The 24,736-nt window shown below is 59.8% G+C and carries 21 protein-coding genes; 13 read left to right on the top strand and 8 right to left on the bottom strand.

All coding sequences use genetic code 11. From position 1 onward, the window contains the following. Nucleotides 1–25 precede the first annotated feature (25 nt). Both ACR809_RS18750 and ACR809_RS18745 read right to left on the bottom strand, forming a co-directional pair. A complete protein-coding gene (locus ACR809_RS18750) occupies nt 26–1,759 on the bottom strand; it encodes an arylsulfatase (RefSeq protein ID WP_122051491.1) in 1,734 nt (577 codons plus the stop codon). 44 nt (nt 1,760–1,803) lie between these two features. Next, the gene (locus ACR809_RS18745; RefSeq protein ID WP_004176995.1) at nt 1,804–2,991 is read right to left on the bottom strand and encodes an anaerobic sulfatase maturase; all 1,188 of its coding nucleotides are present in this window, start codon (nt 2,989–2,991) and stop codon (nt 1,804–1,806) included. A gap of 425 nt (nt 2,992–3,416) precedes the next feature. Here ACR809_RS18745 and ACR809_RS18740 point away from each other — a divergent pair, with 425 nt between their 5' ends. The 5 genes from ACR809_RS18740 (at nt 3,417) to ACR809_RS18720 (ending at nt 7,271) form a co-directional block, all read left to right on the top strand. Beyond that, nucleotides 3,417–4,100: a helix-turn-helix transcriptional regulator gene (locus tag ACR809_RS18740; protein ID WP_002892774.1), complete on the top strand. Its 684-nt coding sequence runs from the start codon at nt 3,417–3,419 to the stop codon at nt 4,098–4,100. Between the two features lie 117 nt (nt 4,101–4,217). Then, nucleotides 4,218–5,390 (top strand): MFS transporter, encoded by a 1,173-nt coding sequence (locus ACR809_RS18735; RefSeq protein WP_004183273.1) that lies wholly within the window; start codon nt 4,218–4,220, stop codon nt 5,388–5,390. 16 nt (nt 5,391–5,406) lie between these two features. Next, nucleotides 5,407–6,522 carry a class II histone deacetylase gene (locus tag ACR809_RS18730; RefSeq protein ID WP_004151809.1) on the top strand — a complete coding sequence of 372 codons (1,116 nt, stop codon included), beginning with the start codon at nt 5,407–5,409 and terminating at the stop codon, nt 6,520–6,522. 83 nt (nt 6,523–6,605) lie between these two features. After that, complete coding sequence (locus ACR809_RS18725; protein ID WP_004178884.1) at nt 6,606–6,908, top strand: type II toxin-antitoxin system HigB family toxin; 303 nt, start codon at nt 6,606–6,608, stop codon at nt 6,906–6,908. After that, nucleotides 6,909–7,271 (top strand): helix-turn-helix domain-containing protein, encoded by a 363-nt coding sequence (locus ACR809_RS18720; protein WP_004178885.1) that lies wholly within the window; start codon nt 6,909–6,911, stop codon nt 7,269–7,271. 17 nt (nt 7,272–7,288) lie between these two features. Here ACR809_RS18720 and ACR809_RS18715 read toward each other — a convergent pair whose 3' ends face one another. The 4 genes from ACR809_RS18715 to ACR809_RS18700 form a co-directional block, all read right to left on the bottom strand. Beyond that, entirely contained in the window at nt 7,289–7,831 is a 543-nt protein-coding gene (locus ACR809_RS18715) for a DUF3156 family protein (RefSeq protein ID WP_095221041.1), read from the bottom strand. After that, entirely contained in the window at nt 7,809–9,308 is a 1,500-nt protein-coding gene (locus ACR809_RS18710) for an APC family permease (protein WP_002892820.1), read from the bottom strand. The genes ACR809_RS18715 and ACR809_RS18710 overlap by 23 nt, the downstream gene beginning before the upstream one ends. Nucleotides 9,309–9,682: 374 nt before the next feature. Further along, nucleotides 9,683–10,048 carry a cupin domain-containing protein gene (locus tag ACR809_RS18705; RefSeq protein ID WP_002892824.1) on the bottom strand — a complete coding sequence of 122 codons (366 nt, stop codon included), beginning with the start codon at nt 10,046–10,048 and terminating at the stop codon, nt 9,683–9,685. Between the two features lie 13 nt (nt 10,049–10,061). Next, a complete protein-coding gene (locus ACR809_RS18700; RefSeq protein ID WP_004176990.1) occupies nt 10,062–11,363 on the bottom strand; it encodes an NAD(P)/FAD-dependent oxidoreductase in 1,302 nt (433 codons plus the stop codon). Between the two features lie 158 nt (nt 11,364–11,521). Here ACR809_RS18700 and ACR809_RS18695 point away from each other — a divergent pair, with 158 nt between their 5' ends. The 7 genes from ACR809_RS18695 to ACR809_RS18665 all read left to right on the top strand — a co-directional run bounded on the left by ACR809_RS18695 (nt 11,522) and on the right by ACR809_RS18665 (nt 21,811). After that, nucleotides 11,522–13,006, top strand: a complete 1,485-nt coding sequence (locus tag ACR809_RS18695; RefSeq protein ID WP_122051490.1) for an aldehyde dehydrogenase family protein — start codon at nt 11,522–11,524, stop codon at nt 13,004–13,006. 395 nt (nt 13,007–13,401) lie between these two features. Then, nucleotides 13,402–14,484, top strand: a complete 1,083-nt coding sequence (locus ACR809_RS18690; RefSeq protein ID WP_004147457.1) for a YncE family protein — start codon at nt 13,402–13,404, stop codon at nt 14,482–14,484. A gap of 59 nt (nt 14,485–14,543) precedes the next feature. Next, entirely contained in the window at nt 14,544–16,742 is a 2,199-nt protein-coding gene (locus ACR809_RS18685; RefSeq protein WP_122051489.1) for a TonB-dependent receptor, read from the top strand. 107 nt (nt 16,743–16,849) lie between these two features. Beyond that, nucleotides 16,850–18,226 carry a phenylalanine transporter gene (pheP, locus tag ACR809_RS18680; protein ID WP_004151811.1) on the top strand — a complete coding sequence of 459 codons (1,377 nt, stop codon included), beginning with the start codon at nt 16,850–16,852 and terminating at the stop codon, nt 18,224–18,226. A gap of 187 nt (nt 18,227–18,413) precedes the next feature. Next, entirely contained in the window at nt 18,414–19,619 is a 1,206-nt protein-coding gene (locus ACR809_RS18675; RefSeq protein ID WP_004198867.1) for an MFS transporter, read from the top strand. A gap of 16 nt (nt 19,620–19,635) precedes the next feature. After that, nucleotides 19,636–20,658 carry a sugar phosphate isomerase/epimerase family protein gene (locus ACR809_RS18670; protein ID WP_016946856.1) on the top strand — a complete coding sequence of 341 codons (1,023 nt, stop codon included), beginning with the start codon at nt 19,636–19,638 and terminating at the stop codon, nt 20,656–20,658. A 1-nt stretch (nt 20,659) separates the two neighbouring features. Further along, nucleotides 20,660–21,811, top strand: a complete 1,152-nt coding sequence (locus ACR809_RS18665; RefSeq protein WP_016946855.1) for a Gfo/Idh/MocA family protein — start codon at nt 20,660–20,662, stop codon at nt 21,809–21,811. Between the two features lie 19 nt (nt 21,812–21,830). On the opposite strand, the gene ACR809_RS18660 is transcribed toward ACR809_RS18665, so the two are convergent. Beyond that, nucleotides 21,831–22,247, bottom strand: a complete 417-nt coding sequence (locus ACR809_RS18660; protein WP_004183289.1) for an Exc2 family lipoprotein — start codon at nt 22,245–22,247, stop codon at nt 21,831–21,833. A gap of 248 nt (nt 22,248–22,495) precedes the next feature. Here ACR809_RS18660 and ACR809_RS18655 point away from each other — a divergent pair, with 248 nt between their 5' ends. Further along, entirely contained in the window at nt 22,496–23,476 is a 981-nt protein-coding gene (locus ACR809_RS18655; protein ID WP_004176981.1) for a LacI family DNA-binding transcriptional regulator, read from the top strand. Nucleotides 23,477–23,479: 3 nt separating this feature from the next. Here ACR809_RS18655 and ACR809_RS18650 read toward each other — a convergent pair whose 3' ends face one another. After that, nucleotides 23,480–24,724, bottom strand: coding sequence for a mechanosensitive ion channel family protein (locus ACR809_RS18650; RefSeq protein ID WP_002892943.1), 1,245 nt, complete (start codon nt 24,722–24,724; stop codon nt 23,480–23,482). Nucleotides 24,725–24,736 lie beyond the last annotated feature (12 nt).

The raw sequence follows: 24,736 nt of genomic DNA, 5'->3' as shown, positions 1-24,736 counted from the left end.
CCCGGAAGAACGATAGCCGTGGTGGTTAATGGATCTCGCTCACAGGGATCGCCTGCGGCGCAGGCACCGGCTTCATGGTGGCGGGGTCGACTGCCAGATAGCGCCCGGTTTTGCTGTCGATGCCGACGTAGTCGATCATCTTGCCCTGTGCCCGGGTGACCATGGTGCGCTTAGCAAATGCCTCGTAGGCCTCGCTCATGGCTTTGACCCGATCGGGATGTTCGGCCGCGACATCATGCGTCTCCAGCGGGTCGTCGTGCAGATTAAACAGCTGCCACGGCGCGTCGCCGGCGGTGAGGCCGCGCGGCACCAGCCGTCGCAGCTTCCATTCGCCATCGACCCAGGCCGCCTGATGATGCAGTTCAACCCCGTAGTTGCCGCGCGGCGGCTCCTGTACTTCGCCGGTGAGATAGCGCTTAAAGCTGACGCCGATCATCGGCAACACCGGCTTCTTCGCCAGCGACTTGTTCGGATCGATGCCGGCGAACTCATATAGCGTCGGCGCCACGTCATACACCGCCATCGTCGAGGCGTCGATTTTACCGTGGCGGGTGATCCCGGGACCGGAGATCATAAAGTCGGTATTGATGCCGCCCTGGGCGCTGGTGGTTTTGTGATAATTGGCGTAGGGGGCGTTGCTGACGTTGGCCCAGTGCGGGCCGTAGGAGACAAATGATCCTTTGCGGCCGACGTTGTCATAGCTGTTATCGAACTGCTTCCAGAATTCCGGGGTAGATTCGTAGTAGAAACCCTGCGCCGGGTTGGCGCCGTTATCGGTTAAAAAGACCAGCAGGGTATTTTTATCGCGCCCGGTTTGTTTCAGCGTCTCCATCAGGGTGCCGATTTGCGCGTCCATATTGGCGATCATCGCCGCATACACCTGCATCACTTTCGCCGTATATTTCTGCTGCTCTGGCGTTAGCGCCTCCCACTCTTTATCCAGCTCCAGATGCGGCAGCGGGGTATCGTCATGGATAATTCCCAGCGCTTTCAGGCGGGCGATGCGCTGGCGATAGACCTCGGCGTAACCCTGCTCATACTGGCCTTTGAAGCGCTTAATCCACTCGTCCGGCGCCTGCAGGGGATCATGAGGGGCGGTGAAGGCCAGCCAGGCGAAGACCGGCTGTTCCTTCGGCGTCGCTTTAATCCAGCTGTTCATCTGGCGGGCGTAGGCTTCGCTGGAGTAAAAATCATCCGGTAGGGAGACGCGCTCGCCGTCGCGGGTGTAGTAGGTGTGGAAGGCTTCAACGGTCCCCAGCGGTATCGCGTCGTTAAAGTGGCTGGTGCCGCCGCCCATAAAGGCGAAGGCGTGATTAAAGCCGCGATCTTTCGGCGTGGCGCCGGGAACAAAACCGAGGTGCCATTTACCGGCCATCAGGGTGTTATACCCCGCGTCTTTAAAGCGCTCGGCCATGGTGGTGACGCGGTCGGTCAGCCGCAGCTCGTAGCCCTCCTTGCCAATGGTGCTGTCGTACCACCACATGCCGCCCATCCCAGCCTGCTGGTTACTGTTGCCGGTGAGCAGCATTGAGCGCGCCGGGGCCGACATCGGCGAGGTGTAATACTGGCTCATGCGTATTCCCTGCTCGGCCATCGCCTGCAGGTTGGGGGTGGGGATCTCGCCGCCAAAGGGGCTGATGTCCGAGTAGCCCATATCATCGGCGATAATCACGATGACGTTTGGACGCTCCTGCTGCGCGGCGTGCGCGCCACCGGCGAGGATCATGCTGACCGCCGCGGCCATGGCTTTTTTGTTCACGACTGACTCTCCTGTTCAGAGGGGGATATCATCAGGGTAAGGCGCTACGCAGTATGCGCAGTCCCAACAAACGCGGCCCGCCAGGCCTTCAGGCCATTAAGGTCGCGGGAAAAGGGGCGTAATGGTGCGAGGATGTCGCTAAAGAAGCGGTAGTAGCCGCCGCAGAGGCGGTTGTTGCCTGCGGCGTTGAGATGCGCCGGGCAGCCGCCCTGGCAGACCATTTTTACCGAGCAAGTCTGGCATTCGCGGCGCAGACTTTTCTGCTGACCGAAAGGCAGTTGCACCGAGGCGTCAACTGCGGCGGCGAGCGTCTGCTCATCGAGGCGGCCCAGCCGATGTTCGGCGTTGATCAGGTGGTCGCAGGCGTAGAGCTGTCCATCGGGCTCCATCACCAGGTTGCTGCCGCAGCGGGCGCTGTGCACGCAGCTGCCGCTGGTATGAGTGAAATACTGCGCCCACGCCTGTTCGATATTGATAACGAACACCCGCCCTCTATCGCAGCGCTTCCGCCACTGTCGCCAGATGCCGACCATAAAACGTCCCCAGTTATCGGCGCTGAGCTGGTATCCTTCGCGCAGGGCCGCGCCTTCGCTCATCAGCGGCTGAAACTGCAGATAGCGCGCGCCGAGGCTGACCAGCCGGTCATAAATCGCCGCCGCGTGGGCCGCCATCTCGTTATGCACCACCACCAGCAGATTAAAGTCCACCTGATGCTGATGGAGCAGGTCAATGCCGCGCAGCGCCGCCGACCAGGTCGACCGGCCGCGTTTATCCGGACGATGGTAGTCCTGCAGCGCTTCGTTGCCTTCGAGGCTCAACCCGATAATAAAGCCATGTTCGCGGAACAGTCGGCACCATGCGTCGTTGATCAGCGTCCCGTTGGTCTGCAGGCTGTTGCTGATAGTCACGCCGTCGGGGGCATAGCGCGCCTGCAGGGCGAGCGCTTTTTTGTAGAAGCTCAGGCCGGCCAGCAGCGGCTCGCCCCCCTGCCAGACAAAGTTGATTTCCCGCGCGCCGGCGGGCTGGGCGGCAATATAGCGGCGGATAAACTGCTCCAGCCGCGCGTCATCCATCTTGTTGACCGGCGTTTCGTCCTGCGGGTAATAGCAATAGCGGCAGGCGAGATTGCAGGCGGGGCCAATCGGCTTCATCAGAATATGAAACGGCACCGGCGAGCGCGGCTCAGCGGCCAGCGGAATTTGCTGCTGGCGCAGGGCGGCGATATTCAGCATCGGCTTATCCTCGGTTAATGACCGGTACTGTTGATATTATTTTGGCAACAGCGGGTCAGGCGTAATCACATGATTAAGCCGCGGCGAAAATTAAATGCATCCTGTTAAGGGTATAAGTGAAAAAAAACAAAAATCCATCGTTCTTTAGGATGAGAATCACGCGTCGGGAATAGGGTTTTTTTATCACCAGGGGCAGGTACGCCGGGTGTTAATCTTATTTGTTTATGTTTTAACGCCGCTATCGTAAAGCATGGCCGGGGTGTTTTTTAAATGCTTTATATAACAATGTATTGCTGAAAATTTTGTAACGGCTATCACATTGTTAATATGTTAATGATTGTGTTACTTAAATGTGAAATGTATGCTTCAATTATCAGTAGTCATCCATGTGTCATGTACCATCATCTCGACGGGGAGGCCCTATCATGTCTGCTTTGTTAAAAGCCAGCCGTAATGATGCGATAATAGCCCGTTGTTTACAGACTATTTCCCAGTTAATTCCACTAACTTCAGCGGTGTTTTATCGAGTAAATAATCGTTTAAAACCCGAAAACTATATATTGCATAATATTTCCGATAATACGCACCAACAATATCTGGAAAACTTCCAGCCGCTGGATCCGCTTCTGCCGTCGCACTTTAGCCACCAGAACACCACCGTGGCGGCGATGACGCCGCGGCTCTGCGACCGCAACCGGCATTACTATCATGAATTTATGTTGCCGAATAACGTGCGCGACATGACCGAGATCTTTATCCGCCGCGAGCGGCGGATCGTCGCCGGTATCTCGCTGATGCGCGACGTGCCTTTCTCCAGCGAAGAGCGCCAGCGGGCCCAGGCGGTGCTGCCGCTGGTAGAGCTGGCCATTCGCGACTGCCTGCAGGAAGAAGATGATCTGCCCGCCATCCTGACGGCGAAAGAGCGGGAAATCGTCGGCATGGTGCGCGAAGGCGCCAGCAATAAGCTGATTGCCCGCCAGCTGGATATCTCGCTCTCGACGGTAAAAACGCACCTGCGCAATATTTTCGCCAAGACCGAAGTGGTCAATCGTACCGAACTGGTTTCCCGAACCTGGATGCCGGCCGCTCAGCGTACGCTGCATCTGTAATCTGACTTTCGCATCCCGCGCGCGCCGTGGCAGCACGGCGTTTTCCTGATGCCTGTGGGTATCACTCCCTGGAGGATCCTCCGGGGGGAGGCTTTTTTGACCGGAGCACGCCCTACGATGTCGAGTACACCTCTCACTGATAATGCGCTTTCCCGGCCCGCCGGGCTGATGGTGTCCCTGCGTTTGCTGGCGGCGATCGTGATTTTTGCCGCTATTGCGCCGGGTATTCTGATGACCGCGCCGGCGGTGGCGGCGCAGCTGGCCAGCGAATGGCAGCTAAAACCCGGGCAGATCGGCTGGCTGTTCTCAGCGGAGCTGGGGGCGATGAGCCTGGCGACGCTCCCGGCGTGGTGGTGGATGAGCCGCCTCGACTGGCGGCGGGTTGCCCTGACGGCCGGGGTGGTGTTTCTGGCCGCCAACCTCGCCTCGGCGGTGGTCACCCAGTATGAGACGCTGCTGGCGGCGCGCTTTATCGCCTCGCTGGCGGGCGGCACGTTGATGATTTTGTGCATCAGCTGCGCGGCCGGAACGCCGAACCCGTCGCGGGTCTACGCCTTCTGGGTGCTCGGGCAACTGCTGTTAGGGATGCTTGGCCTGCTGGCGCTGCCCGGCCTGTTCGCGACCTTTGGCCTGAAGGTGGTGTATCTGATTCTCGCTGCCATCATGCTCTGCTGTTTGCCGCTGGTATCCGCTTTCCCTCCGCGCTTTCAACCGCTTTCAGTCTCCCGCCAGCAGCCGTCGACGGCGCTGTGGCGTCAGGCGCTGGCGGTGCTGGCGGTGCTCACTTTCTATATCAGCCTCAGCGCCGTGTGGACCTTTATCGGCACCATCGGCAGCGCGGCGGGGCTGAGCCCGACGCAGGTCGGTCTGGTGCTGGCGGCGGCGACGGTTTGCGGCATTATCGGCGCCGGCGGCGCAGCCCTGCGCGGCACCCGGCGGGCCGATCGTTTACCGGTGTGGCTGGGCTACGGCCTGTTGATCGTCAGCGTTGGGCTGCTGATCGGCCAGCCGCTGCTGGTGCGTTACGCCATCGCGGCGCTGCTGTTTAAGTTCACCTGGACCTTCGTGCTGCCCTTTATTCTCGCCCGCGTGGCCGGGCTCGATAACAGCGGTCGGCTGATGAACAGCATCAATCTGGTGATCGGCGGCGGCATGGCGGCTGGCCCGGCGCTTGCGGGGGCCTTACTACAACACTTCGCCAGCGCCGACCCGCTGCTGGCGGCGGCAGGCGTCTGCGCGCTGCTGTCACTGATTTTAATTGTGGCGGCGTCCGCCGCCGGGAAGGCTTAGCCCACGGGAGGATAGAGTGAAAAGAAAAACCGGTTTCTTCTTTGATGAACGTTGTTTCTGGCACAGTACCGGTCTGCACGCGGTGACGCTGCCAGTGGGCGGGTGGGTACAGCCGCCCGCCGGCGGCGGTCATGCTGAATCGCCAGAGACCAAACGGCGGATGAAAAACCTGATGGATGTCTCCGGGCTGACGCCGCAGCTGGCGCTGCGCAGCGCGGCGCCGGCGAGCCTTGAGGACCTGCGGCGGATCCACCCCGACAGCTATCTGGAGCGCTTCAAGGCGATAAGCGATAACGGCGGCGGCATGCTCGGCAAAGAGGCGCCGCTGGGGCCGGGCAGTTATGAAATTGCCTGTCTTTCCGCCGGGCTGGCCTGTGCGGCGGTGGAAGCGGTGCTGAAGGGGGAGCTGGATAACGCCTATTCGCTGTCGCGCCCGCCCGGACACCACTGCCTGCCGGACCAGTCGATGGGATTTTGTTTCCTCGCCAATATTCCCATTGCCGTCGAGCGAGCGAAAGCGCAGCTGGGGCTGGGCAAGGTGGCGATCATTGACTGGGATGTTCACCACGGCAACGGCACCCAGCATATCTACCTGCAGCGCGACGACGTACTGACTATCTCCTTGCATCAGGACGGCTGCTTCCCGCCGGGCTACGCCGGCGAGGACGATCGCGGCGTGGGCGCGGGCGAAGGTTACAACATCAATATTCCGCTGTTGGCCGGGGCGGGGGATGACAGCTGGCGCTATGCGCTGGAAACTATCGTTATTCCGGCGCTGGCGCGTTTTGAGCCGGAGCTGATCATCATCGCCTGCGGCTATGACGCCAACGCCATGGATCCATTAGCGCGGATGCAGCTGCACAGCGATAGCTTCCGGGCGATGACCGAACAGGTCCAGCAGGCGGCGGATCGCCTGTGCGGCGGGAAACTGGTGATGGTGCACGAGGGCGGCTACGCCGAATCCTACGTGCCGTTCTGCGGCCTGGCGGTGATGGAAGCCCTGAGCGGCATCCGCACTGAGGTCCAGGATCCGCTGCTGGAATTTATTCAGCAGCAGCAGCCGCGCGCCACGTTCGCGCAGTTCCAGCGCCAGGCCATCGATCGGCTGGCGCAGCAGTTTGGTCTGCTATAGTCGCTCACGCTCACGTTGATCCCTAAAGTCCCAATATGGGACTTTTACTTTACTTAGTCCCGAAATGGGACTAGTCTCTGCCCATGAAGATAATCTCAGTGAAAACCTTAAGGGACTTCTGGGCGGAGAATCCCGACGCTGAACAACCGCTAAAGGCCTGGGTAGACGAAGCGACAAAAGCAGACTGGAAAACCCCGGCGGAGATAAAGGACCAATACCGCAGCGCAAGTATTCTGAAAAATAAGCGGGTGGTATTCAACATTAAAGGAAATGATTACCGGTTAATCGTAGCCGTTGCTTATCTGCGGGGGTGGGTGTTCGTTAAGTTTATCGGTTCGCATAAGGAATATGACGAGATAAACGCTGAGACGATAGAGAGGAAGTAAATGATGAATGTGAAGCCTATCCGCACTGAACAAGATTACGAGGCCGCGTTACGCGCGGTTGAACCTTTTTTTGATAATGAACCTGCGCCGGACACGCCGGAAGGGGATTTTTTTGAGGTGATGTGCCTGCTGATTGCTGAATATGAAAAAAAGCACTATCCCATCGAGCCGCCGACGCCGATAGAGGCGATCAAGTTTCGCATGGAGCAGCAGGGGCTGACCGTCAAAGATCTGGAGCCGGCGATTGGTAAATCGAATCGCGTGTATGAAATTCTCAATGGTACGCGCAACCTGACGCTCCCGATGATTCGCCGGCTTCACGCACAGTTCGGCATTCCTCTGGAGAGTCTGATCGGCGCGTGATGGCGCGGGCATCCGGCTCACTCATGCATCCACTGACTTACCGCCTGATTAACCATCGCCAGCACGCTGAGCAGCAGCATCCGCTGCTGCGCTTCCAGCCGCAGATAACGGCGCAGCGGCGGCATTTTACAGACCACTTCGCTGGCGGCCCAGGGTTCAATGCTGCAGCGCCAGCCGCTACTATCAAAGGTCAGCGAAAAGCGGCGGTAATCCAGCTCGCTTAAGGTCTGCTGGAGATTAGGAAAACCGTTGAGATAGCCAGCGAGTTCCGCGCTGTCTTTGCCGCCGATAAAGCGGATCGGCTGGCGTTTCCACCAGCCGGATTGATGGGCGCGAATGTTACCGCGCACGGGCCGGGTCACCGGCCCCTCGACGACAAACTCGCAGCTGTGAATGCTGGCCATAAACAGCCGCTTCTGACGTACGCTGAAGGTGACGGCGGTGGCGTCGTTCAAGCGCAGCAGCGCGCTGCGTTCGCTCAGCTTTTCGCTGGGCCAGCCCGCCAGATCGCGCTGCACCGCGTTCATTAACGGCGTTTCAAACCAGGGGACGGAGGACATCTGGCGTCATCTCCCCGCGGGTCTGTTTTTCATAATTGTTGATGGCGCGCTCCACCACCTCTTCCACTACCAGCGGCTTGAACGGATTGACGCGCTGCACGCACACCGTCCAGAACAGGGCGTAAGCGGCGGTCAGGCCGAGCATTATGCCGAAAGGCACCAGCACCTGGCGGCTGTCCATCCCGGGCGGCGTGATATTGACGATAGCGATGATGATCCCGACGCTGGAGATAATCTGCGGCAGCGGGAACCACGGCGAGCGGTAGGCGCGCGGCAGGTCCGGGCGGCGAATGCGCAGCATCACCACCGACAGAGTAACCAGCAGATAGGCGACGCCCCAGGCGCAGACCGCGGCGAGGATCAGCGGCACGATGCGGTCCAGATCGCCGTTCAGATACCAGGCGTGCAGGCAAGGGATCGCCACCCCGATGGCAATGGCGATCACCGGTGTCTTAAAGCGCGGATGCAGCCAGGTCAGGAAACGGGGCAGCGCGCCGTCCAGCGCCATGCCGTAGATAATACGCGGCACGGCGGCCATCAGCGTATTGATGGTGGCGCAGCCGGCCAACAGCAGCCCGACCCCCAGCCAGTACTGGCCGGCGTGGCCCATCACCCGTTCGGCGAAGGCCGGGATCGCCATCGGTGTATCCAGCAGATGGACGTTGTTGGCCGCGTCGAGCACGGTATTCTCCACCTGGCGGTTGATCGCCGCGCCGTAGATAAACATGCAGCTGGCGACCCCCAGCAGGCCCAGCGCCATCGCCCGCGGTATGGTGCGGTGGGCCTGTTTGATCTCCGGCGCCATCGGCGTCACCAGTTCGCAACCGACGAACATAAACATCGCCATGCCGATATAGCCGAACAGGCCGTTGATATCGCTAACGTTCAGCGGCGTGCCGAACCAGCCGGACAGATGGGTGACCGGCGCCATAAAAATGCCGCACAGGCCGAAAATGGTCAGCGTGGTCCACATGCCGAAGGTCAGCACCACTTCGACCTTGCCGAAGATTTCCACGCCGATGGCGTTGAGCAAGCCGAAAATCACCACCATGCCGACGCCCACCATCCAGGTATTCTGGTGAGCGGCCATCTGGGCGTTAATCGACTCGAAGTTCACCAGCGCCATAATGCCCGCCAGGATCGTCTCCGCCGTCCCGGCGAAGATATGGACGATCAGATAGGCGCACAGCGCGCCGGTGATAGCGAAGAAGCGGCCCATGCCGCAGGAGATATAGTCGTACACCGAACCGGTGGTGGGAATGAGCGTCGCCGCCTCGGCAAAGGTGGTGACCTGCGCCTGCATCATAATAAAGGCCAGCAGTACCGCCAGCGCGAAGGTATCGCCGCCCATGCCGAAGCCGCTGGTGACCGTCAGGATCACCGGGCTGGCCATGATCAGCCCGACGGAGCTGGCGAGGGTGGTCGGGAAGCCGACGACGCCGCGCTCAAGATGGCTGGCGAGTCTGTTACTAAACATAGTCAACCTCTGCACAATAATGGGGTAGGGCAGGGAATAGCCAGCGCCACTCCCGGATAGTCATAATTTAGGCGGGCATCCTGCTCAACGAATATCGTCCGGAAGGTGGAGGGCGGCGCATGATTCTGTGACGCAGTCGATGAATGTCGCGGCGGATAAACAATATGACCCCGAAAACCGGGGCCATCCGTCTTGCCACGTTGCGCCTGTTTCTGCCGGATGGCGGCTGCGCCTTATCCGGCCTACGGTCCGTGCGGCCTGCCTTTAATTTGGCCTCAAACCCCTCGGTGGCGCTGCCGCTTACCGGGGCTACAGCGCTGTGCGATTTGGTAGCCCGGAGAAGGCGTAATGCGCCGCCGGGCATTATCAGTTTGTTAGCGGGTCTCGACGTTCGCCAGGTAGTGCTTCACAAAGCGCGGCGTCAGAATTTTCCACTCTACTTCGGTGCCCTGTTTAACAAACCAGCTGTCGCCCGGCGCAAAGCGCTGCGGCTCGCCGCCGGCGACGGTCAGCTCCACTTCGCCCTCCAGCACGGTGGCGTGCTCGGTAAACGGATAGGTCATGGTAAAGCTCCCCTCAGTGGACGAAAACAGTCCGCAGGTAAAGGCGTCCTGCGGCTCGCCGTAGATCATCGCGCCCGCTACCTGCGGGTCGCCAGCGGTCGGCGTCGCGCCGAGCAGGCTGACGCTGCCGATCGGCTGCAGATCAGGTACCGGGTGTTTAAGTTTAAAAGCGTGCATAGCGTTCTCCTGGTTAACTCCGGCCTTTCCAGAAACCGGCGGTTTGATGCATCAGTTTTCCGGCCGTGACTAATAGCAAGCGCAGACTGTCACGACCGTGGATGGTCGCGTGGGGGATGCTGCTCAGCAGGCGATAGCGGTCGGAACCGCCGTTGATCCCTTCGGCGAGGATTTTGCACACGATGTGCGACGGGGTGACGCCGAAGCCGGAGTACCCCTGGACGTAAAAGACGTTGTTGTGATCGCGTAGGGTGCCGATCTGCGGGAACAGATTGGCGCTACAGGCCATCGGCCCGCCCCAGGCGAAATCGATCTTCACATCCCTGAGATAGGGGAAGACCTCCGCCAGCAAGGTGCGATTCCAGGCGGCGAAATCGTTCGGCGTATACTCCACAAAGCGGGTGGCGCTGCCGAACAGCAGGCGGTTTTCCCGGGTGACGCGGTAGTAGTTAATTACCGGGCGAATATCGCTGAAGGCGCCGCGCAGCGGGCTGATGCGTTCGATCAGTTCATCGGAGAGCGGCTCGGTCGACACCTGGTAGGAGTAAGTGACCAGCGTCTTGTTGTAGATCTCCGGCTCCATATTGTTGAGGAAGCTGTCGCAGGCCCACAGCAGTTTGGCGGCTTTGACGCTGCCCATCGCGGTGCGCACTCGTACCTGTTTGCCGTAATTCACTTCCACTACCGGTGAGGATTCGAAAATCTTCACCCCCAGCGAGTGCGCGGCCTGCGCCGAACCAAGCAGCATATTGAGTGAATGGATCTGGCCGCCGCCCATATGTTTCAGCGCGCCGCAGTAGACCTCGGAGCCCACCACCTGCTGCACCTCTTTTCCGGTATACAGTTCGATCTCTTCATCCGGGGTAGCGGCTTTAAACTCCTTCTCCCACTGGCGCAGCGTTTTAAGCTGTCGCTGGTTATAAGCGAGATAGCCGTAGCCGGGCACGAAATCGGCGTCGATGTTGTATTTGCGGATGCGTTCGCGAATGATGCCCGCGCCGAGGTTGGCGATTTTAAACAGCGTCTCCAGCCCCTCTTTGCCGACGTGCTTTTTTACCGCTTCGATATCGTGGCCGATACCGGCCATCACCTGGCCGCCGTTGCGCCCGGTGCCGCCGTAGCCGAGATGGCGCGCCTCCAGCACTACCACGTTGGTGATCCCCTGTTCCGCCAGCTCAAGGGCGGTGTTAATGCCAGAGAAGCCGCCGCCGATAATTACCACATCGGCTTCAATATCTTCCCGTAGCGCCGGGAAATGGAGGTGATATTTCTTCGTCGCGCCGTAGTAGTTCAGCGCATCGATCTTGATGTTCATCGCGTTACCCTGTGGTCTTGCCTGGCTCAAGACCCTCATCACAGCACGCCGCGCGGGCGTTGAATATCGTCCGGAAGAATGACGTTCTTTAGAACGATAGGCTGCGGCGGGAAGCCGTGCTGTGATGGGTTAACTTTGCTGAAAAACGGGTGCTGACGATGAGCGAGATAACCTTACTGGCGGAAGTGACCGCCTTCTTACGCCAGCCGCACGGGCAGTTTATTGCCGGTCAACGTGAGGCGGGCCGCGGCGCGCCGTTCGCGGTGATCAACCCGGCGACCGGGCGGGCGATTGCCGAGGTCACCGCGGCGGATAGTGACCAGGCGGATCGCGCTATGGAGAGCGCCCGCCAGGCGTTTAGTCAGTGGCGCGAGATGCCGACGCTGGCGCGCGGCGCGCTGCTGCTGAAGCTGGCGGACACGCTGGCAGAGCATCGCGAAGCGCTGGCGCAGCTGGAAAGTCTCTGTTCCGGCAAAACTATCACGCTGGCGCGGATGCTCGAGCTGGACCAGTCGGTGGCGTTCCTGCGCTACTTCGCCGGCTGGGCGGGGAAAGTCACCGGTGAAACGCTGGATGTCTCGCTGCCATCGATGGCCGGGGAGAAATATACCGCCTTTACCCGCCGCCAGCCGCTGGGGGTGGTGGTTGGCATCGTGCCGTGGAACTTCTCCATCATGATTGCCATCTGGAAGCTGGCGGCGGCCCTGGTCTGCGGCTGCACCATCGTCCTCAAGCCGAGCGAATATACGCCGCTGACGCTGCTGCGCGTGGCGGAGCTGGCAAAAGCGGTGGGTATCCCGGATGGGGTGATTAACGTGGTCAACGGCGCCGGCGGCGAGATTGCCCAGCGGCTGATTACGCATCCGGCCTGCGCCAAGGTGAGCTTCACCGGCTCGGTGGCCACCGGTGAAAAAGTCCAGCAGTCGGCCAGCGCGTCAGGTAAACGGGTGACCCTTGAGCTGGGGGGCAAAAACGCCGCGCTGTTCCTCGATGACCTGACGCCGGAGGCGATGGTCAACGGCATTATTGAAGCTGGCTACCTGAACCAGGGGCAGATTTGCGCCGCTGCGGAACGTTTTTATCTGCCACAGGGAAAACTGGATGCGGTACTGGCGCTGCTGAAAGACAAGCTCAGCGCTTTTGCGCCGGGGTCGCCGCTGGATGAACGGACGCTGATGGGGCCGCTGGCCAACGGCCAGCAGTATGACAAAGTTTTGCGGCTCATTCAGACCGCCCGCGACGAGGGCGATACCATCGTCTGCGGCGGCGAAGCGCTACCGGGGGAGGGCTATTTCCTGCAGCCGACCGCGGTCAAAGTGCGCAGCGAAGAGAGCACCCTGATGCGCGAGGAGACCTTCGGTCCGGTGTGCAGTTTTATCGGCTATTGCAGTGAAGAAGAGGCGCTGGCACGAATTAATGCCTCACCGTATGGCCTGGCGGCCAGCGTCTGGTCGGATAATATTCGTCAGGCGCTACGCTACTCGGAGGCGATTGAGGCCGGCATCGTATGGGTCAATATGCATACCTTCCTCGACCCGGCGGTACCGTTCGGCGGCATGAAGGGCTCGGGCATCGGGCGCGAATTCGGCAGCGCGTTTATCGATGATTATACGGAGCTGAAGTCGGTGATGGTGCGCTATTAATCGCCGTTCAGCGACATAGCGCTGTCATGTGTCGCTTTGCGCCAGATAGGCAACACATTGTGTGCCTTCTGGCCTGCAATCCGGGCGGTGCACGGCATCGCTTCCGGGACGCTTTTCCCGTCACGGATCCTTTCTTCCCCTCCTAATCCGCCATTGCCGTAAAAAAAATCAGCAGATTATCTTTTTTGCCCGCCAGGACTTGTTTGACATTAGATAATGAGTATAGTTCTCATTCTCTTTTTCATTCGTAATTTTGGCAAGGTTCGAGCTGCGCCAGTGAGTCGTTCACTAAGAGTCGCGAAGGCGTAGGGTGACGTAAAGACAGCAGGCTGGAAACACACAATATCGGCCGCTGCGCGTCCATCGGGTCATTGATTTTTTATAGGGTTGATCCAATGAAATACACACTTCCGGCGTTGACGCTGGCCATCAGCGCGGCGTTAAGCGGCTGCGCGACGCCTCATTCCTCTGCCGTTTCCCAACCGGTTGTCGACTCGCCAGTCCCTAACGTGGCGCAACCGCTGCAGCGCCAGCTAGCGGAAGGGCTGTACGAGATGGCGTTAAGCCCGCAGGGTGATGCGCTGTACGTCGCCAGCGCTGAAGGCTTTAAAAATGTACAGGGCGGGGCGGTTTACACACTGGATCCGCACACCCTCAATACCATCGGCCTGACGCATACCGATCTGAAAAACTTCGCTTTACAGCTCTCTGCGGAGGGTAAAACGCTGTATGTCAGCAATTCGCTGGACGGCGGCATCAGCGCTATCGACACCGCCACCGGCAAGGTAAAAAACCGCCTGCTGTTCAGCGAGCGCAATGAAAAAGGTCGCCCTTATGGGGCCCGTCAGCTGCTGTTGCTGAATAATACTCTCTACGTTGGCGCGGTCGCCGACCCGGCGCAAATCTGGGTGGTTGACGCCACAACCCTGAAGCTGAAAACGCGGATTAAAAATACCGGTAAATGGATGACCGGCCTGCACTACTCCGCGCAAACCGGTCGCGTGTACGCCGCTAACGGCAGCGGTGAAATTCTGGTGATCAACCCGCGTAACCAACGCATTGAACAGCGCTGGAAGCCGCTGGGCGACAAGCCGGCGCTGCTGCTTAATATGGCCGAAGATAGCGACACCGGCCGTCTGTTCGTGACCGACAACTCGAAAGCGAAAACCACTCTGGTGCTGGATATCCACAGCGGCAAGCTGCTTAAACAGCTCGACGTCGGCGATTCGCTGGCGGTGCAGTTCAATAAGAAACGCCACGAAATTTATATTTCACAGCGTGAATCCGGCAAGGTCATCAGCCTTGACGCCAGCCGCTACACGCTGAAGAAAAGCTGGGCGCTGCCGGCCAATCCCAACAGCCTGCTGCTTTCCGCCGATGGTCAGACGCTGTTTGTCACCGTCAAACAGCCCTTCAATAAAGACCACTCCACTAAAGGCCCGGACAGCGTCGTACGTATCGACCTGAACGCGCAATAAAAATAACGGGTCCGGCGACGGGCCCTTTGATTCATTTATCCTCATCCATGGGGCAAATTATGCACACCACGCACTATTCATCCTTCCCGCTGCGTAAAACGCTGCTGGCCTTAGCCATCGGCGCCGCCAGTCAAACGGCGATGGCCGCGGACGTTGCCGCCGCGAAGCAGCCTGGCGAAGAGACCCTCATCGTCGAGGCTAACGAAACCAGCGATTTTAAATCCGGCGGCGACCTGGTGGTTCCGGCATTCCTCGATGGCCAGATCGCCCACGGCGGCCGTCTGGGGATGCTTGGCGAACAAAAAGCGATGGACGTCCCGTTTAACGTCATCGGCTATACCTCGAAGCTGATTCAGGATCAGCAGGCGAAAACTATCGCCGATGTCGTCAGTAACGAAGCTGGCGTGCAAGCCGTACAGGGCTACGGCAACTTCGCCGAGACCTATCGAATCCGCGGGTTTAAGCTCGATGGCGATGACATGACGATGGGCGGCCTGGCGGGCGTGGTGCCGCGTCAGGTGATGGACACCCAGATGCTGGAGCGCGTTGAAATTTTCAAAGGGGCTAACAGCCTGCTTAACGGCGCGGCCAGCAGCGGCGTCGGCGGGATGATTAACCTCGAGCCGAAGCGGGCGGAAGATCTGCCGACCGCACGCGTTGGCGTCGACTATACCTCTGATTCTCAGGTGGGCGGCACCCTCGACCTGGGGCGCCGTTTCGGCGACAACAACCAGTTCGGCGCCCGGGTCAACCTGGTGCACCGCGAGGGTGAAGGCGCTATCGATAATGATAAACGCCGTACCACGCTGGCTTCGCTGGGGCTTGATTACCGCGGCGACCGTTTCCGCTCCTCGCTCGATTTCGGCTATCAGAAGAAAACGTTCCACGGCGGTACGATGGGCGTCAATATCAGCGGCGTGGATTTCGTTCCGGCGCTGCCGGACAACAGCAAAAACTACAGCCAGAAGTGGGGCTATAGCGATATTGAAAGCGAGTTCGGCATGGCGAAGGCAGAATATGACCTGACCGATAGCTGGACGGTATACAGCGCCCTCGGCGGCCAGCATTCGCATGAAATTGGTACCTACAGCGCGCCGAAGCTTCTGAATAAAAACGGCGATGCGACGGTGGGCCGCCTGGATACTAACCGCATTATCGACGCGATCAGCGGCATGGGCGGGGTACGCGGCGATTTCAATACCGGCGCGATTTCGCATAAGGTGAACCTCGGCTATGCGGCGCAGGTGCATACCGATGCGACCGCCTGGCGGATGTCGGCCAGAAACCCGACCACTAATATCTATGACAACCATGATGTGGCGATGCCGGATAACGCCTATTTTGGCGGCAACTACCACGATCCGCTGGTCACCTCGCGCAGCCGTACGCAGGGCTGGCTGCTGAGTGATACCCTCGGCTTCTTTAACGATAAAGTGCTGTTTACCGCCGCTGCTCGTCATCAGAAAGTGGTTGTGCGCAACTACAGCAACGCCACCGGGCTGGAAGATACCTCTTCGCGTTATACCCAAAGCCGCTGGATGCCGACGTTTGGCCTGGTGTACAAGCCGTGGGAGCAGCTGTCGCTGTATGCTAACCATACCGAAGCGCTGCAGCCGGGCTCTGTGGCGCCGACGACGGCGGCCAATGCCGGGCAGAGTACCGGGATCGCGCACTCGAAGCAGGACGAAGTGGGCGTCAAGATCGACTACGGTACGATCGGAGGATCGCTGGCGCTGTTTGAAATCAAAAAACCGAACGCCATTTCCGATACCGCTGGCAATTACGGCCTCGACGGCGAGCAGCGTAACCGCGGCGTAGAGATGAACGTCTTTGGCGAGCCGATGCTGGGACTGCGTCTTAACGCCAGTACCGTCTGGCTGGATGCCAAACAGACTAAAACCGCTGAAGGCGCAACCGACGGTAAAGATGCCATCGGGGTGGCTAACTTCTACGCGGTACTCGGCGCCGAATATGACATCAAGCCGGTGGAAGGCCTGACCGCCACCGCGCGCGTCAATCATAGCGGCTCGCAGTATGCCGATGCGGCCAATACCAAGAAGCTGGATAGCTACACCACCCTGGATTTAGGCCTGCGCTATCGTATGCGTCTGAACGCCGACCAGAACGAAATGATCTGGCGCGTCGGGGTGACCAACGTGACCAACGAGAAGTACTGGTCTGGCATTGACGATACCGGTACTTACCTGTTCGAAGGCGATCCGCGTACCGTCCGCGTCTCAATGAGCTACGACTTCTGACGCTAAAAAAAGCGGGGCGGGCGGCTGACGCTCGCCCCACGCAACTTGCGACAATCCCCCCTAAGTGATAAAAGGTGCCCCTTCACAAAAACACACAGGGGAACGACGTGAAAGACGCGTCAACGTCGTCGGAGACCGTCACGGAAAGTGGCCCGACGCTTCATCGCGGTTTACAGAACCGTCACATTCAACTTATCGCCCTTGGCGGCGCCATTGGCACCGGCCTGTTTCTCGGCATTGGTCCCGCTATCCAGATGGCCGGTCCGGCGGTCTTACTGGGCTACGCCGTGGCCGGGATTGTCGCTTTTCTGATCATGCGCCAGCTGGGCGAAATGGTGGTGGAAGAGCCAGTATCCGGTTCCTTTGCCCACTTTGCCTATAAATACTGGGGGCCGTTCGCCGGCTTTCTCTCCGGCTGGAACTACTGGGTGATGTTCGTGCTGGTAGGGATGGCGGAGCTGACCGCCGCCGGGATCTATATGCAGTACTGGCTTCCTGACGTGCCCACCTGGGTTTGGGCGGCGGCTTTCTTCATCATTATTAACGCCGTCAACCTGGTCAACGTACGCTTGTATGGCGAAGCGGAGTTCTGGTTCGCGCTGATCAAGGTGCTGGCGATTATCGGCATGATTGCCTTCGGCCTGTGGATGCTGTTCGGCGGCCACGGCGGCAGCAAAGCCGGGTTCGACAATCTGTGGAAACACGGCGGCTTCCTCGCCACCGGCTGGCACGGACTTATTCTGTCGCTGGCGGTGATCATGTTCTCCTTCGGCGGGCTGGAGCTTATCGGCATTACCGCCGCCGAAGCGCAAAACCCGGAAAAGAGCATTCCAAAAGCGGTCAATCAGGTGGTCTATCGTATCCTGCTGTTCTATATCGGTTCGCTGGTGGTGCTGCTGGCGCTCTACCCGTGGGTGGAGATCAAATCCGACAGCAGCCCGTTTGTGATGATTTTCCATAATCTGGACAGCAACCTGGTGGCCTCCGCGCTGAACTTCGTCATTCTGGTGGCCTCGCTGTCGGTGTATAACAGCGGCGTGTACTCCAACAGCCGGATGCTGTTCGGCCTGTCGGTGCAGGGTAATGCGCCGAAATTTCTCGCCCGCGTCAGCAAGCGCGGCGTGCCGGTGAACTCCCTGCTGCTCTCCGGAATTATCACTTCGCTGGTGGTGGTGCTGAACTACCTGCTGCCGCATGAAGCGCTGGGGCTGCTGATGGCCCTGGTGGTGGCGACGTTGCTGCTGAACTGGATCATGATCTGTATGGCGCACCTGAAGTTCCGCGCCGCCCAGCGCCGCAAAGGGCGCGAATCGAAGTTCAAAGCGCTGCTGGCGCCCGCCAGCAACTACTTCTGCATTGCTTTCCTTGGGCTGATCCTGGCGCTGATGTGCACTATCGACGGCATGCGTCTGTCGGCGATCCTGCTGCCGGTGTGGATCCTGTTCCTGTTTATCGCCTTCAAACTGCTGCGCCGCCCGGCGTAAGCGAGATGCCCCGCCGTCCGGCGGGGCTGCCTGCCTTTTTATTGTGATCCTCTTCGCAGGCGGCGCATTTGCCTGGCGATCTTCTTTTTGTAATCGATTACTTTTGTTTTGAGTGGTTTTGTAATCGATTACTTTTCTGAGGGCGAGCAACATGGTCACAACAACAGAAGGTCGGGAAAGTGTCCGCGTGAGCCACCGTTTTCTGGTGCCGCGGCTGTCGTTAATGATGTTTATGCAGTTTTTTATCTGGGGCAGCTGGTCGGTGACCCTGGGGCTGGTGATGACCCGCTATGAGATGTCATTGCTGATCGGCGATGCGTTCTCCGCCGGGCCGATCGCCTCCATCTTGTCTCCCTTTGTGCTGGGGATGCTGGTGGATCGCTTTTTCGCCTCGCAGAAGGTGATGGCGGTGATGCACCTGGCCGGGGCGGCGATCCTGTGGTTTGTCCCGCAGGCGCTGGTGGCGCAGAACGGCGCGCTGCTGATTGGCCTGCTGTTCGGCTATACGCTGTGCTATATGCCGACCCTGGCGCTGACCAACAATATCGCCTTCCACAGCCTGGCCAATGTCGATAAAACCTTCCCGGTGGTCCGCGTGTTCGGCACCATCGGCTGGATTATCGCCGGGATCTGCATCGGGGTGACCGGTATCTCTGATACCACCGGCATCTTCACGCTGGCGGCGCTCTGTTCGGTCGCGCTGGCGCTCTACAGCCTGACGCTGCCGCACACCCCGGCGCCGGCCAAAGGCATGCCGGTTCAGTTTCGCGACCTGCTGTGCGCGGACGCCTTCGCGCTGCTGAAAACCCGCCATTTCCTGATTTTCTCCCTCTGCGCCACCTTAATTTCCGTGCCGTTAGGCACCTATTACGCCTATACCGCGTCGTATCTGGCGGATGCCGGCGTCAAAGATGTCAGCACCGCGATGTCCTTCGGCCAGATGTCAGAGATCGTCTTTATGCTGGTGATCCCGTTGCTGTTCCGTCGCCTCGGGGTGAAATACATGCTGCTCATCGGCATGGCGGCGTGGTTCGTCCGCTACGCCTTTTTCGCTCTCGGAGTCAGCGAGGAGGGGCGCTTCCTGCTCTATCTGGGCATTTTGCTGCACGGCGTGTGCTATGACTTTTTCTTTGTCGTTGGCTTTATCTACACCGACCGCGTGGCGGGCGAGAAGGTAAAAGGCCAGGCGCAGAGCATGATTGTGATGTTCACCTACGGGATCGGCATGCTGCTGGGCTCGCAGATCTCCGGCGCGCTGTATAACCATCTGGTGGCCGGCCAGAGCGTGCCTCAGGCCTGGGTGACCTTCTGGTGGATCCCGGCGGTGGCCGCCGCGGTTATCGCGCTGATTTTCCTTTTCTCTTTCCAGTACAACGAGAAAGAGCCGCACTAATTTTTCAGGAGGGGGTATGAAAACGATTAAGGGACCGGGCATTTTTCTGGCGCAGTTTATCGGGCCGCAGGCGCCGTTCAACACCCTGGCGGGGATAGCGCAGTGGGCCGCCGGCCTGGGGTACAAGGCATTGCAGATCCCCTGCAACCACCCGGCGATTTTTGATGTCGAGCGGGCGGCGGCGAGCCAGACCTACTGCGACGAGGTCAGCGGCATCCTGGCGGAGCATGGGCTGGTGATCAGCGAGCTGTCCACTCACCTTGAAGGACAGCTGGTGGCGGTGCATCCAGCGTATGACGCGGCGTTTGATGCCTTTGCCCCGGCGGCGCTGCATGGCGATCCGCAGGCGCGCCAGCGCTGGGCGGTGGAGAAAGTGCGCCAGGCGGCGGTAGCCTCCGGCCGCCTGGGGCTGCAGGCGCACGCGACCTTTTCCGGGGCGCTGGCATGGCCCTTTTTTTATCCGTGGCCGCCGCACAATCAGCCGCTTCTGGATGAGGCCTTTGCCGAGCTGGCCCGGCGCTGGCGGCCGCTGCTGGACCTCTTCGACGAGCAGGGGGTCGATGTCTGCTATGAGATCCACCCCGGCGAAGACCTGCACGATGGCGTGACCTTTGAGCGTTTTCTTGCGCTGGTGGATAACCATCCGCGCTGCAATATGCTCTATGACCCGAGCCACCTGCATCTGCAGCAGATGGACTACTTGGCCTATATCGATATCTATCATGCGCGTATTAAAGCGTTTCACGTCAAGGACGCCGAATTTCGCCGCAACGGGCGCAATGGCGTCTACGGTGGATACCAGCCCTGGCAGCAGCGGGCCGGGCGTTTCCGCTCTCCCGGCGACGGACAGATCGACTTCAAAGGGGTGTTCAGTAAGCTGACCGAATATGATTTTGCCGGCTGGGCGGTGCTGGAGTGGGAGTGCTGCCTGAAGGATAGTGAGACCGGCGCGCGCGAGGGCAGCGAGTTTATCCGCCGCCATATCATTCCCGTTGCCGGACGGGCCTTCGATGACTTTGCCGCCGGCGGGAGGGAATAACATGATTCAGGTCGCGATTATCGGGGCAGGGTTTATTGGCCCGGCGCATCTGGAGGCGCTCCGGCGGCTGGGAGATGTCGAGGTGGTGGCGCTGTGCGACAGCCGCCTTGAGGCGGCGCAGCGCAAGGCGCAGGCGTTGAACATTGCCCATGCCTACGACAGCGTGGAGGCGCTGCTGGCCCATCCGGGGCTGCAGGTGGTGCATAACTGTACGCCGAACCATTTGCATGCCCAGATTAACCGGCAGATCCTCGCCGCCGGGCTGCACGTCTTCTCGGAAAAGCCGCTGTGTATGACGGCGGAGGAGGCGCGGGAGCTGGTGGCGCTTGCCGCCCGGGCCGGCGTGGTGCATGGCGTCAGCTTCGTCTATCGCCAGTTCGCTATGGTCCAGCAGGCGGCGGCGATGATCCGCCATGGCGAGGTCGGCAGAATCTTCGCGGCCCACGGCAGCTATCTGCAGGACTGGATGCTGCTGGAGACCGACTACAACTGGCGGGTCGATTCGGCGCAGGGCGGCGCGTCGCGGACGGTGGCCGACATCGGCTCCCACTGGTGCGATACCGTGCAGTTTATGACCGGTCGGCGGATTGTCGAGGTGATGGCAGATCTGTCTATCGTCTGGCCAACGCGTAAAGCGCCGGTCAATGGCAAAGCGACCTTCAGCGCCGTTCACGAGGCGCAGGCATATGAAACGCGGCCTGTCGATACCGAGGACTTTGGCTCGGTGCTGTTGCGTTTTGACGATGGCAGCAAGGGCAGCTTTATGGTCTCTCAGGTGAGCGCCGGGCGGAAAAACCGTCTGGCGGTGGAGATTAACGGCAGCCTCTGTTCTCTGGCCTGGGATCAGGAAGTGCCCCAGCGGCTGTGGATCGGCCACCGCGAGCAGCCGGATCGCCTGCTCAGCGATGACCCGAGCCTGCTGCGGCCGGAAATCGCTGACAGCGCCCATTACCCCGGCGGCCATATTGAGGGCTGGCCGGACGCTTTTAAGAATATGATGGGGCATTTTTATCAGGCGGTGCGCGCCGGGAAGATGCCGGCGGCCGGGGCCCGGCGCTTCGCCGCTTTCGACGACGGCGCCGATGTGATGTACATCATCGAGGCGATCGTCAAAAGCCATCAGCAGCAGCGCTGGGTCAGCGTCGAACGCTGAGCGCAGGCGGGGCGCAGGATTATTTCACCCCAAGATAGCCGTCGAGATAGGCACCGGAGAGCTCGTTGCCGAACAGGACGGCATCTTTATTTTCCATCGCATTATCCCATTTGTCGCTGGCATTGCCGGTGAAGGCGTGCTCGGTGCGGGTGCCCTGCGCCGCCTGCTGTTTGATGGCTTCCGCGGTGCGGCGGGCATCACTTTCGCTCATGCCAGCGGCTTTATCCTGCTGTCCGCGGGCATACATCGCCGTAAAGGTCGGCAGGTTTAAACGGTAATTTTCCTGGCGGTTGACGGTGAAGTTGCCGCCGACAAAATCGGAGCGGTGGGCGACGAAGGCGTAGGCATGGCGTTCCGGTGACGATTTTGACGAGGTGCAGCCGGTGATCGTTGCCAGGGCACAGCTGAGGGCGAGAACCGCGGTGGAGAGCCTCATGGGGATATCATCCTTAATCATAAAAGAAAAAATGGGGCGCAGGCGGTCTGTTGCGCCTCCTGCGCTAATGAGAATATGAAACGGCAAAAGGATGCGCGTTAACGGGGCGGGAGAGAAGCCCTGATTATTAATAGTTTCCCGGGACACCGTCTCGCTGAGCTACGCTTTCGCGCCAGGCTGGCAGGCCAATCAGAGGTCATTTATGATAGCCTGCAGGATCCACCTCTATCGCAGGAAGTGCAGGGTTTATGTCTATTCAGAAAATTGCTCGTCTGGCCGGCGTCTCGGTGGCCACGGTGTCGCGGGTGCTGAACAACAGCGATACGGTAAAAGCCAAAAACCGTGAGCGCGTGCTGCAGGCGATCAAAGAGAGCAACTATCAGCCGAACCTGCTGGCGCGTCAGCTGCGAACCGCCCGCAGCAATATGATCCTGGTGATGGTCTCCAATATCGCTAACCCCTTTTGCGCCGAGGTGGTGAAGGGGATAGAAGAAGAGGCGGAGAAGAATGGCTACCGCATTCTGCTGTGTAACTCCGGGTCGGATCTGGCCCGCTCGACCTCGGGCCTGCAGCTGCTCTCCGGCAAAATGGTCGACGGCATTATTACCATGAACGCGCTCTCCAGCCTGCCGGAATTGACCACCATGATTGGCGACGCGCCCTGGGTGCAGTGCGCGGAGTATGCCGACACCGGCAGCATCTCCTGCGTCGGGATTAACGACGTTGAGGCGGCTCAGGGGGCGGTATCCCGGTTGGCCGATAGCGGCCGCCGACGCATCGCGCTCATTAATCACGACCTCAGCTATCGCTATGCCCGTCTGCGCGAGCGCGGCTATAAAAGCGTGCTGCACGTGCACGGTCTGGCGTATCAGCAGGTGACCTACGCGCAGGATCTTAGCGCGGCGGCCGGTAAACGGGCGATGGAGCAACTGCTGTCGCAAGACGAGAAGCCCGATGCGGTGTTTGCCGTTTCGGACTCCCTCGCCGCCGGGGCGCTGCGGGCTATCGCCCAGGCCGGACTGCGGGTGCCGGAGGATATCGCGGTGATCGGCTTCGATGGCACCGAGCTGGCGGAAGTGGTCTCCCCGCAGCTGACCACCGTCGAACAGCCCTCCCGGGCGATCGGCCGCACGGCGGTGTCTCTACTGATGAAACGCATCGACGATCCCGACGCTGCCGTCGAGCGGGTGATGATGGACTGGCGCGTGATAGACCGCGCCAGCGTCTGAGGATCAGCGGGAGAAGGCGCCGGTCAGCGCGCGAATATCGTTGCCGGTGGGCGTTTGATGAATGCGTAAGCCAAACTCATCCACCACGGCGAAGACATGGTCGAAAATATCCGCCTGGATCCCCTCATATTCCGCCCACACCACGGTGTTGGTGAAGCAGTAGATCTCGATCGGCAAGCCGTTGGCATCCGGCGCCAGCTGGCGCACCATCAGGGTCATATCCTGGCGGATGCGCGGATGATGGCGTAAATACTCCTGCAGATAGGCGCGGAAGGTGCCGACATTGGTCATCCGCCGCTCGTTGAGAACCGACTGTTCCCCGGCGTACTGCTGGTTCCAGGCGCTAATCTCCTCGTGGCGCGAATCCATATAGGGTTTGAGTAATTTCGCCCGGATCAGGCGCTGCTGCTCCTGTTCGTCAAGAAAATGAATGCTGGTGGTGTCGATGTTAAGGCTGCGTTTGATGCGGCGGCCGCCGGAGGCCGACATGCCGCTCCAGTTTTTAAACGAGTCGGAGACCAGCGACCAGGTCGGAATGGTGGTGATGGTATTGTCCCAGTTGCGTACCTTGACCGTGGTGAGGCCGATATCGATCACCGCGCCGTCGGCGCCGTACTTTGGCATCTCCAGCCAGTCGCCAAGCTTGAGCATATCGTTGGCCGAGAGCTGAATACCGGCCACCAGGCCGAGGATCGGATCTTTAAACACCAGCATCAGCACCGCGGCCATCGCGCCGAGCCCGCTAATCAGGATCGCCGGCGACTGGCCTATCAGTAGCGAAATAATCAGAATGCCGATAATAATCGCCGTCACCAGCTTAATTCCCTGGAATATGCCCTTCAGCGGCAACTGAGAGGCGGCGGGAAATTTCTGCGCCAGTTTTAAAATGACATCCAGCAGCGAGAAGAAGGACAGCATGGCATATATCATCACCCATAGCTGGGCCACGGTGGTTAATATTTCCGCGGCCTCGCTGCCTTTTTGCAGCCACAGCACCGCCTGGACGTTGACGATGATCCCCTGCAGGGTAAAGGCCAGTCGGTGAAAGAGTTTATTCTGCGTGATGATTTGCAGCCACAGATGGCTGCTGGCCAGCGCCCGTTTTTCAAATGCGCGCAGGACCACTTTGTGCAATATCAGATGCACGACCACGGCGGTGAACAAGATAATGCCGAAGATAATCATCAGCGAGCGGGTGGGGGTTATTTCGATTCCTAAGGCGGCAATTTGCGATATTAATTCCTGCATAACGTCTCCTGA

The sequence above is a fragment of the Klebsiella sp. CD33 genome, from assembly GCF_051992865.1.
GTDB lineage: Bacteria > Pseudomonadota > Gammaproteobacteria > Enterobacterales > Enterobacteriaceae > Klebsiella > Klebsiella pneumoniae.
This window is presented reverse-complemented; position numbering and strand designations above follow the sequence as displayed.

Excerpts from the sequence above, each read along its gene's own strand:
- ACR809_RS18745 (WP_004176995.1), bottom strand. The coding sequence starts at position 2,991 with ATGCTGAATATCGCCGCCCTGCGCCAGCAGCAAATTCCGCTGGCCGCT.
- ACR809_RS18740 (WP_002892774.1), top strand. The coding sequence starts at position 3,417 with ATGTCTGCTTTGTTAAAAGCCAGCCGTAATGATGCGATAATAGCCCGT.
- ACR809_RS18735 (WP_004183273.1), top strand. The coding sequence starts at position 4,218 with ATGTCGAGTACACCTCTCACTGATAATGCGCTTTCCCGGCCCGCCGGG.
- ACR809_RS18725 (WP_004178884.1), top strand. The coding sequence starts at position 6,606 with ATGAAGATAATCTCAGTGAAAACCTTAAGGGACTTCTGGGCGGAGAAT.
- ACR809_RS18720 (WP_004178885.1), top strand. The coding sequence starts at position 6,909 with ATGATGAATGTGAAGCCTATCCGCACTGAACAAGATTACGAGGCCGCG.
- ACR809_RS18715 (WP_095221041.1), bottom strand. The coding sequence starts at position 7,831 with ATGTCCTCCGTCCCCTGGTTTGAAACGCCGTTAATGAACGCGGTGCAG.
- ACR809_RS18710 (WP_002892820.1), bottom strand. The coding sequence starts at position 9,308 with ATGTTTAGTAACAGACTCGCCAGCCATCTTGAGCGCGGCGTCGTCGGC.
- ACR809_RS18705 (WP_002892824.1), bottom strand. The coding sequence starts at position 10,048 with ATGCACGCTTTTAAACTTAAACACCCGGTACCTGATCTGCAGCCGATC.
- ACR809_RS18700 (WP_004176990.1), bottom strand. The coding sequence starts at position 11,363 with ATGAACATCAAGATCGATGCGCTGAACTACTACGGCGCGACGAAGAAA.
- ACR809_RS18695 (WP_122051490.1), top strand. The coding sequence starts at position 11,522 with ATGAGCGAGATAACCTTACTGGCGGAAGTGACCGCCTTCTTACGCCAG.
- ACR809_RS18690 (WP_004147457.1), top strand. The coding sequence starts at position 13,402 with ATGAAATACACACTTCCGGCGTTGACGCTGGCCATCAGCGCGGCGTTA.
- ACR809_RS18685 (WP_122051489.1), top strand. The coding sequence starts at position 14,544 with ATGCACACCACGCACTATTCATCCTTCCCGCTGCGTAAAACGCTGCTG.
- ACR809_RS18670 (WP_016946856.1), top strand. The coding sequence starts at position 19,636 with ATGAAAACGATTAAGGGACCGGGCATTTTTCTGGCGCAGTTTATCGGG.
- ACR809_RS18665 (WP_016946855.1), top strand. The coding sequence starts at position 20,660 with ATGATTCAGGTCGCGATTATCGGGGCAGGGTTTATTGGCCCGGCGCAT.
- ACR809_RS18660 (WP_004183289.1), bottom strand. The coding sequence starts at position 22,247 with ATGAGGCTCTCCACCGCGGTTCTCGCCCTCAGCTGTGCCCTGGCAACG.
- ACR809_RS18655 (WP_004176981.1), top strand. The coding sequence starts at position 22,496 with ATGTCTATTCAGAAAATTGCTCGTCTGGCCGGCGTCTCGGTGGCCACG.
- ACR809_RS18650 (WP_002892943.1), bottom strand. The coding sequence starts at position 24,724 with ATGCAGGAATTAATATCGCAAATTGCCGCCTTAGGAATCGAAATAACC.